The organism is Kitasatospora nipponensis (genome assembly GCF_039528135.1).
GTDB classification, from domain to species: Bacteria; Actinomycetota; Actinomycetes; order Streptomycetales; family Streptomycetaceae; genus Kitasatospora; species Kitasatospora nipponensis.
In genome coordinates this window covers 1-8,026 of sequence record NZ_BAAALF010000146.1, presented here as the reverse complement: position 1 = coordinate 8,026, position 8,026 = coordinate 1, and the positions used below count along the sequence as shown (strand labels likewise).

Genomic DNA, 8,026 nt, shown 5'->3' with positions numbered 1-8,026 from the left:
GGTCACCGAGCCCGCCGAGGGCGGCGAGCTCCCCGCGCCCGCCGCCCTCGGCCTGGTACCGGCCCAGCTCCCCGCCGACACCGCCGACTTCACCGGCCGTCAGGACGAGCTCGCGGTGCTGCGCCAGGCCCTCGCCGCCGTCCACGGCCCGGCGCGCGAGGACGCGGTGCTGCCGATCGCGGCGATCGCCGGCATGGGCGGGGTCGGCAAGACGGCCGTCGCCCTGCGGGTCGCCCACCAGCTGCGGCCGGGCTTCCCCGACGGGCAGCTCTACGCGGACCTGCGCGGCGACCAGCACGAGCCGGCCGACCCGGGGGTGGTGCTGGCGAGCTTCCTGGCCGCGCTCGGCGTCAGCGGCCCCGCGCTGCCCGAGTCCCAGGACGACCGCGCCCGGCTGTTCCGCTCGCTGCTGGACGTCCGGCGGGTGCTGGTGCTGCTCGACAACGCCCGCGACGCCGCCCAGGTCCGCCCGCTGCTGCCCGGTTCGGCCCGCTGCGCCGTCCTGGTCACCAGCCGCACCCGGCTCTTCGGCCTGCCCACCGCGGCCCAGATCGACCTGGACGTCTTCAGCCTGGACGAGGCCACCGCGCTGCTGGGCCGGGTGGCCGGCGCCGACCGGGTGGCCGCCGACCCCGGCGCGGCCGGCGAACTGATCCGCTACTGCGGCCACCTCCCGCTGGCGGTACGGATCGTGGCGGCCCGGCTGGCCTCGCGCCCGGCCTGGACGGTGGCCCGGCTGGCCTACCGGCTGGCCGCGGAGCAGGACCGGATCTCCGAGCTGTGCGTGGGCGACCTCGCGGTGGCCGGTGCCTTCGAGTGGGGGTACCGGCAGCTGACCGAGGAGCAGGCCAGGGCGTTCCGGCTGGTCGCCGCCGTCGGCCGGCCGGACATCGGGGTGCCCACCGCGGCCGCCGTCCTGGAGACCGACCAGCGGCGGGCCGAGGGACTGCTGGAGTCCCTGGTGGACGCCGGCATGGTCACCGCGCCGCGACCGGGCCGCTACCGCTACCACGAGCTGCTGCGGGTCTTCGCCCGACAGTTGACGGGCGGCGGCGGTCCGCAGGGACACGGCGATCAGGACGGGGCGGACGGCGGGCCGGAGCGGGACGGGGCCCTGCGCCGCCAGCTCGACTTCCTGCTCGCCACCGCGACCGCGGCCTTCCAGCACGCGGTGCCCGGTGACCCGATCGGTGGCGCGCTGCGCGTGCCGGACGCCCCGGGCCTGCGGTTCGCCGACGCGCGGGAGGCCGAGCGCTGGGTGGCCGAGGAGTTCGACACCGCGATCACCGCCGTGCTGGGCGCCACCGCCGAGGAGGCCTCGGCCGAGGACGTCAGGACCGCCACCGACCTGCTGATCGCGCTCAGCCCCTTCGACGCCGACCCGCGCTACGAGCGGCTGGCGGTGGCCGCCACCGCGGTGTCCGCCGCGGCCGCCACCCGCGGGGACCAACGCTCGCTGGGCCGCGCGGAGTTCATCCGGGGCAACATCGCCGTCCAGGCCACCCGGCTGGCCGAGGCCCAGGCGCACAGCCGGCGGGCGGCCGACGCCTGCCGGGCGGTGGGCGACGTGGTGGTGCTCCAGCAGGCGCTCAACGACCTCGGTCTGCTGGCGCAGTTCCAGCGCCGGTTCGACGAGGCGGTGCGGCTCTACGACGAGGCGAACACGCTGGCCCGGGCCCTGGGCCACCGGGCCGGGCAGACCGCCACCACGCTCAACGCCGCGCTGGCCAGGGTCCGCAGCGGCCGGGCCGACGAGGCCGCCCGGGCCTGCCGGGAGATCCTGCCCGCGCTGCGGGACGCCGAGGACCACGCCGGCCTGGCCTACGCGCTCTACGTGCTCGGCCTCGCCGCCCACGAGGAGGGCCGGCACGAGGAGGCCGAGCAGGCCTACCGGGAGTGCCTGGAGGTCTGCCGGCTGGCCGGGCTGCCGCTGCGCCAGGCCCACGCGCGCTACCGGCTGGCCGACACCCTGCGGCTGCTGGGGCGCGCCGCCGAGGCGGTCGAGCAGGCCCGCGAGGCGCTGGCCCGCTGCGAGGACCTGGACGCCGAACGCGACCAGGGGCACGCGCTGGTGAGCCTGGCCCGGGCGCTCGGCGAGCTGGGCCGGACCGACGAGGCGCGGGTCCAGCTGCGCCGCGCCGACGCGCTCTTCACCCGGCTCGGCCTGCCGGACGGCGCGGACGCCCGGAGCCTGCTGACCGAGCTGGACGCCGTGGCGGCCACCTCGCGGTAGGCCGGCGGGGGTGAGGGGTCGGTCAGAAGCAGCCGACGGGCGGGAGGTCGCCCGAGCCGGTGTTGTTCCAGACCGTCAGGGAGCCGACCTGCGCGGCCCCGGAGGCCAGCCAGCTGTCCAGGGTCCAGTCGCTGGGCAGCTTGTTGCTGCCCGGACAGGGCAGGTGGCCGGGCTCGGTCTGACGGACCGGCACCGGAGCGGTCCGCGCGACGGCCTGCGTGGCACCGACGCCGGTGCCCAGCGCGGCGGCCAGCACGGTCAGCGCGCCGGCGGTCCAGCGGACGGCGGTCCGGCGGGTGGCGCGGTGCGGGGCGGATCCTTTGCGGGCGCTGGTCATCGTGGTGCACTCCAAAGCTCGGCGGGGAAGGGCCGTGCCGAGCATGGCAGCCGCGGATATCCGCCCGATCTTCGCCGATCTCCGGCGATCTCCGGACGCCCGGGCCGCCGTCGCCGCCCACCCGCCGCGTCCGCGCCGGACGGCCGCCGCACGACCCGCGGGTAACCGCCGCTACCGCCCGCGGCGCCCGGGCCGGCGCCCCGACCGGACCGCCGCCGCCCGCCGCGCGGATCCCCTGGTGATCGGCCCGCGGCAGTCTGCCTCGGACAGCAGGCGGTGCAGGGCGATGCGAGAGGGGGGCCGATGGACCGGCCACAGCCCGACCAGGTGGCGCGCGCCGGGGAGACGGCCGAGGCCGTGACCCGGCCCGGATCGCCCCCGACCGGATCGCCCCGGACCGGATCGACGGGGCAGACCCGCAGCACGCTCGGCGGGCTGCTGGCCGAGCCCGAGGCGTTCTGGCGGGACGACTGGCGCCGGCGGCCCGTGCTGATGACCCCGGCCGATCCGCCGCTGGAGGCCTTCCGGCTCGCCGACCTCGACGACGTGATCGACTGCGGCCAGCTGCGCCACCCCTACGGCCGCCTGAAGCAGTTCGGTGTCGAGCTGCCGCCCGCCGCCTACACGCACGCCCGCCGGCTGGTCGACCAGTGGGAGCCGGGCTACCTCGACCCGGTCGCGGTCCGCCGGGAGCTGGCGGCCGGCCGCACGCTGCTGCTCAGCCAGGTCAGCGAGTGGCACCCGCCGGTGGCCCGCCTGGTGGCCGGCCTGCGCCGGGAGCTGGGCCGGGCGGTGGAGGCGTTCGTCTTCCTCACCCCGCCCGGCCGGCAGGCCATGGCGACCCACCGGGACGACGCCGACGTGATCGTCCTGCAACTGCACGGCCGCAAGGGCTGGCGGGTGCACGGCGGCCCGTCGCCGGACGGCCACTGGAGCTCCGGCGCCTGTGCGCGGCCGGGCCCGGTCCTGCTGGAGACCGTGATCGAGCCGGGCCAGGTGCTCTACCTGCCCCGCGGCTTCGCGCACCGGGCGGTGGGTGAGCACGGCCTGTCGCTGCACCTGTCGCTGACCATCCGTGAGGTCGGCGCCGCGCACCTGCGCGAGGCGCTCGCGCACCACCTCGCCCAGGACTGGGCGGGGCCGGCCCGCCCGCTGGACGACCTGGCGCTGGCGCAGACCGCCCGGCACCTGGTCGACCACTACGCGGCCCGGCTGGCCGCCCTGGCGCCCGAGGAGCTGGTCGGGCTCGCCCGGCAGGCCGGCGTCCGGGCCCAGGAGGGGCCCGCACGCGCCTCGTTCACGGAGTTCGCCGCGGCCCTCGAACCCGATCAGCCCGTTCAGCCCGTTCAACCTGTTCAACCCGTTCAGCCCGATCGGCCCGTCCAGCACGTCCAGCACGTCCAGCACGTCCAGAACTGAGGAGCGACCCCCGTGAACCGTCCCCGTCTGAAGGCCCATCTCAGCCCACAGGTCCTGGGTGACCGTGTCTTCCTGATCACCGAGGACCGCCACTACGTGGTCCAGGGCGGCCCGGCCGTCCAGGTGCTGGCCTTCCTGGACGGCCGGCACACCCTGGCCGACATCGTCGAGAAGCTGGACGGCGCGCTCTCCTTCGCCGGCGTGCTCGGCGCGCTGGCCAAGTACCAGCGCTTCGGCCACCTCGCCGACGGCCGCCCCGACCTCCCGGAGGCGCAGCTGGCCGCCTGGGACGCCCGCGGGCTCGACCCGGAGACCGCCGTGCGGGCGCTGGCGGCGGCCCCGGTCGCGGTGGTGACCGCCGGCGAGGTCGACCCGGCGCCGTTCCTGCGGGCGCTGGCCGCCGCGGGCCTGCCCGCCCGGCAGCGCGCCGCGGCCGAGATCGCCACCGAGGCGGCCGGGACGACCGATGCGACCGCGGCCGAGCTGGTCCTGGTGCTCTGCGACGACTACCTGGACGACACGCTCGGCGCGCTGGACGACCGGCTGCGGGCGGCCGGCCGGTCCTGGCTGCTGGTCAAGCCGATCGGCGACGAGGTCTGGCTGGGCCCGCTCTTCGTGCCGGACCCGCCGGCCACCCAGGCGGTCCAGGCGGTCCAGGCGGTCCAGGACGGGGCGCCGGAGCAGGACCCCGCCACCGCGGCGACCGGCTGCTGGCACTGCCTGGCCGCCCGGCTGGAGGGCAACCGCCCGGTCGAGCAGTACCTGCGGACCTGGTCCACCGACGGCACCCGCGGCCTGCGCCGGGCCAGGGCCGCCACCGCGGCCTCGGTCGACACCGCGGCCGGCCTGGTCGCCGCGCTGCTCACCGAACTGGCCGGTACCGGCCGGGTCCCGAGCGTGCACGGCACCCTGGTGTCGCTGGACAGCCGCACCCTGGCCACCGAGCGGCACGCGGTGGTGCGCCGCCCGCAGTGCCCGCACTGCGGTGACGCCCGGCTGCTGCTCGACCGCCTGGCCCGGATCGAACTCGCCTCCTCCGCGGTCAACTTCGCCACCGACGGCGGTCACCGCACGGTCCGCCCGGAGGACACCCAGCGCCGGCTCGACAAGCACGTCAGCCGGATCACCGGCGTGATCACCCACCTGCAGCTGCTCAACGGCACCGACAACGGCGTCACCTACAGCTACTTCTCCGGCCACAACTTCGCCGTGGCGCACAACCTGGACGCGCTGCGCCGCAACGTCCGCGGGATCAGCGGAGGCAAGGGCCGCACCGAGGTCCAGGCCAAGGTCAGCGCGATGTGCGAGGCCGTCGAGCGCTACTCCGGCGTCTGGCGCGACGACCGGCCCACGATCACCGCGAGCTACGCGCAGCTGGGTCCGGAGCGGGCCGTGCCGATGGCCGAACTGCTGCTCTTCTCCGAGAAGCAGCACCGCGAGGCGGCCGCTTGGAACCGCACCGACGCCGGCCGCCTGCAGCAGGTGCCGCAGGTCTGCCCCGACGGGACCGAGATCGCCTGGACCGCCGCCTGGTCGCTCACCGAGGAGCGCGAGCGCCTGGTGCCCGCCGTCTACGCCTGGTTCGGCCACCCGGACCTGTACGACTTCAACATCTGCTTCACCGACGGCAACGGCCACGCGGCCGGCAACACCCTGCCCGAGGCGATCCTGCAGGGGTTCTGCGAGCTGGTCGAGCGGGACGCCGTCAGCCTCTGGTGGTACAACCGGATCGCCCGGCCCGGCTTCGACCTGGACAGCCTGAACGACCCGTACATCACCACCCTGCGCGAGCACTACGCCTCCATCGACCGCGAGGTGTGGGTCCTCGACATCACCACCGACCTCGGCATCCCCACCTTCGTCGCCGTCTCCCGCCGCACCGACCGCCCGGTCGAGGACGTCATCCTGGGCTTCGGCGCGCACCTCGACCCGCGGATCGCGGTGGTCCGCGCGCTCACCGAGGCCAACCAGTTCCTGCCGTCGGTCACCATGCGCAAGCCCGACGGGTCCACCTTCTACTGGGAGGAGGACCCGCAGACCCTGGAGTGGCTGCAGAACGTCCGGGTCGCCGAGGAGCCGTGGCTGCTGCCGCACCCCGGGCTCGACAAGCGCCGGCTGACCGACTACCCCGAGCTGCACACCGGCGACGCCGCCCAGGACGTGCGCAACTGCGTGGAGCTGGTCCGCGAGCACGGCCACGAGTTCCTGGTGGTCGACCAGTCGCTGCCGGACATCGAGCTGCACGTGGCCAAGGTCATCGTGCCCGGCCTGCGGCACTTCTGGCGCCGGCTCGGCGCCGGCCGGCTCTACGACGCGCCGGTCCGGCTGGGCTGGATCGACCAGCCGGTGGCCGAGGAGGACCTCAACCCGCGCAGCGTCTTCTTCTGAGCCGGCCCGCCGCCGCACCCCGCCGCCCCTCCCCTCTGCCCCCCTTCTCCCTCCGAGAGAGGCCGATCCCGTGAACGCGACACCCCCCTCCCCCGGTCTGCGGACCCTGCTCCGGCTGCGCCCGGACTGCGCGCTGCACCTCAGCGGCGACGACGGCGCCACGATCACCGGACCGAACGGCGTCACCAGCCTGACCCGGCTGCAGCCCGCCGTGCGGGCGGCCCTGGTCCGGCTCGCCGACGGCTACGCGTCGATCGAGGACCTGCTCGCCCCGCCGACCGGGGCCGCACCCGGCCTGCTCGCGCTGCACCTGCTGCGCCGGCAGCTGACCGGCGCCGGGCAGCTGCGGATCCGCCTCGAGCTCTCCGGGCGGCCGCTGCTGACGGTCGACCAGCTCCGGGCCGGTGGGGAGGTGACCGCCGCGCCCGGCACCCAGGGGCTGGTGCTCTCGCGGTTCGCCGTGCTGCGCCGCGAGGGCGCCCTGATGCTGCTGGAATCGCCGCGCGCGGACGCGGAGTTCACGCTGCACGGCGCGGACGTGGTGGCGCTGCTCGGCACCCTCACCGGCGAGCCGGCGGACGGCGGTGCGGAGGGCGGCGGCGCGGAGGCCGCGGCGGGGGCTGCGGAGGCTGCGGCTGCGGCTGCGGCCGGCCTGCCGCAGGACGCGGCGCAGGCCGTGCTCGGCCTGCTGGCCGAGTACGGCTTCGCGGTCCGGCCGGGCAGCGAGGAGGCGGGCCTGGCGCTCGCCCAGTGGAGCCCGCACGAGCTCTGGTTCCACCACCGGACCCGGATGGGCCGCCCCGACCGGCCGTACGGCGGCTCGTACTGGGCCAAGGACAGCCACGAGCCGCTGCCGCTGACCCACCCGCCCTTCGGCGGCGAGCGGATCGAGCTGCCGGTGCCCGCCGCCGGCAGCGGCCGGCTCTTCGAGGTGAGCCACGGCGAGGTGCTGGAGGCACGCACCTCGCAGCGCTCGCACGACGACGCCAACCCGCTGACGCTGGACCAGCTCGGCGAGTTCCTGCACCGCGCGGCCCGGATCAGGTCCCGGATGTCGGACGGGCTGCAGGAGATCTCCTACCGCCCCTACCCCGGCGGCGGAGCCCTCTACGAGCTGGAGATCTACCCGGTGGTCAGCCGGGTCGACGGGCTGGCGGCCGGCATGTACCACTACGACCCGCTCGGGCACGCGCTGGAGCAGGTCCCGGCCAAGCCCTCGGGCGTCCGCCAGCTGGTCCAACTGGCTCGGCACACCGGGGTGATGGAGCAGCCGCCGCAGGTGCTGCTGGTGGTGGCCGCCCGGTTCGGCCGGCTGATGTGGAAGTACCAGAACATGGCCTACGCCGTGCTGTTGAAGGACGTCGGCGCGCTCTACGCGACCTTCTACGGGGTCGCCACCGGCATGGGCCTGGCCCCCTGCGCGCTCGGTGGCGGCGACGCCGGCGCCTTCGCGACCGCGACCGGCCTGGACTACTTCGCGGAGTCCAGCGTCGGCGAGTTCATCCTCGGCAGCGTGCCGCGGCAGGCGGCGCCGCCGCGGGGCTGAGGGCCCGGGGCCGGGGGGCTGATCTGGGGGTCGGCGGCCACCCGCTCCGGGTCGAAGCCGGCGGCCGGGGTCATCCACTGGTCGTAGCCGGGCGGTTGGTCGA

Annotated in this window: 5 protein-coding genes; 4 read left to right on the top strand and 1 reads right to left on the bottom strand. The window is 76.3% G+C overall.

Annotated features, from left to right (window positions below; translation table 11 throughout):
- The coding region (locus tag ABD323_RS29810) for an ATP-binding protein (protein ID WP_344445119.1) at window positions 1-2,233 on the top strand (2,233 nt) is incomplete at its 5' end.
- Between the two features lie 22 nt (window positions 2,234-2,255).
- Here the strand turns inward: ABD323_RS29810 and ABD323_RS29805 are convergent.
- The gene (locus tag ABD323_RS29805; RefSeq protein ID WP_344445117.1) at window positions 2,256-2,570 is read right to left on the bottom strand and encodes a hypothetical protein; all 315 of its coding nucleotides are present in this window, start codon (window positions 2,568-2,570) and stop codon (window positions 2,256-2,258) included.
- Between the two features lie 303 nt (window positions 2,571-2,873).
- Here ABD323_RS29805 and ABD323_RS29800 point away from each other — a divergent pair, with 303 nt between their 5' ends.
- The 3 genes from ABD323_RS29800 (at window position 2,874) to ABD323_RS29790 (ending at window position 7,923) form a co-directional block, all read left to right on the top strand.
- On the top strand, window positions 2,874-3,989 hold the full coding sequence (locus ABD323_RS29800; protein WP_344445116.1) for a JmjC domain-containing protein: 1,116 nt from the start codon (window positions 2,874-2,876) through the stop codon (window positions 3,987-3,989).
- Between the two features lie 12 nt (window positions 3,990-4,001).
- Window positions 4,002-6,377 (top strand): TOMM precursor leader peptide-binding protein, encoded by a 2,376-nt coding sequence (locus tag ABD323_RS29795; protein ID WP_344445115.1) that lies wholly within the window; start codon window positions 4,002-4,004, stop codon window positions 6,375-6,377.
- 70 nt (window positions 6,378-6,447) lie between these two features.
- A complete protein-coding gene (locus tag ABD323_RS29790) occupies window positions 6,448-7,923 on the top strand; it encodes a SagB/ThcOx family dehydrogenase (protein ID WP_344445114.1) in 1,476 nt (491 codons plus the stop codon).
- The last annotated feature ends 103 nt before the right edge of the window (window positions 7,924-8,026 follow it).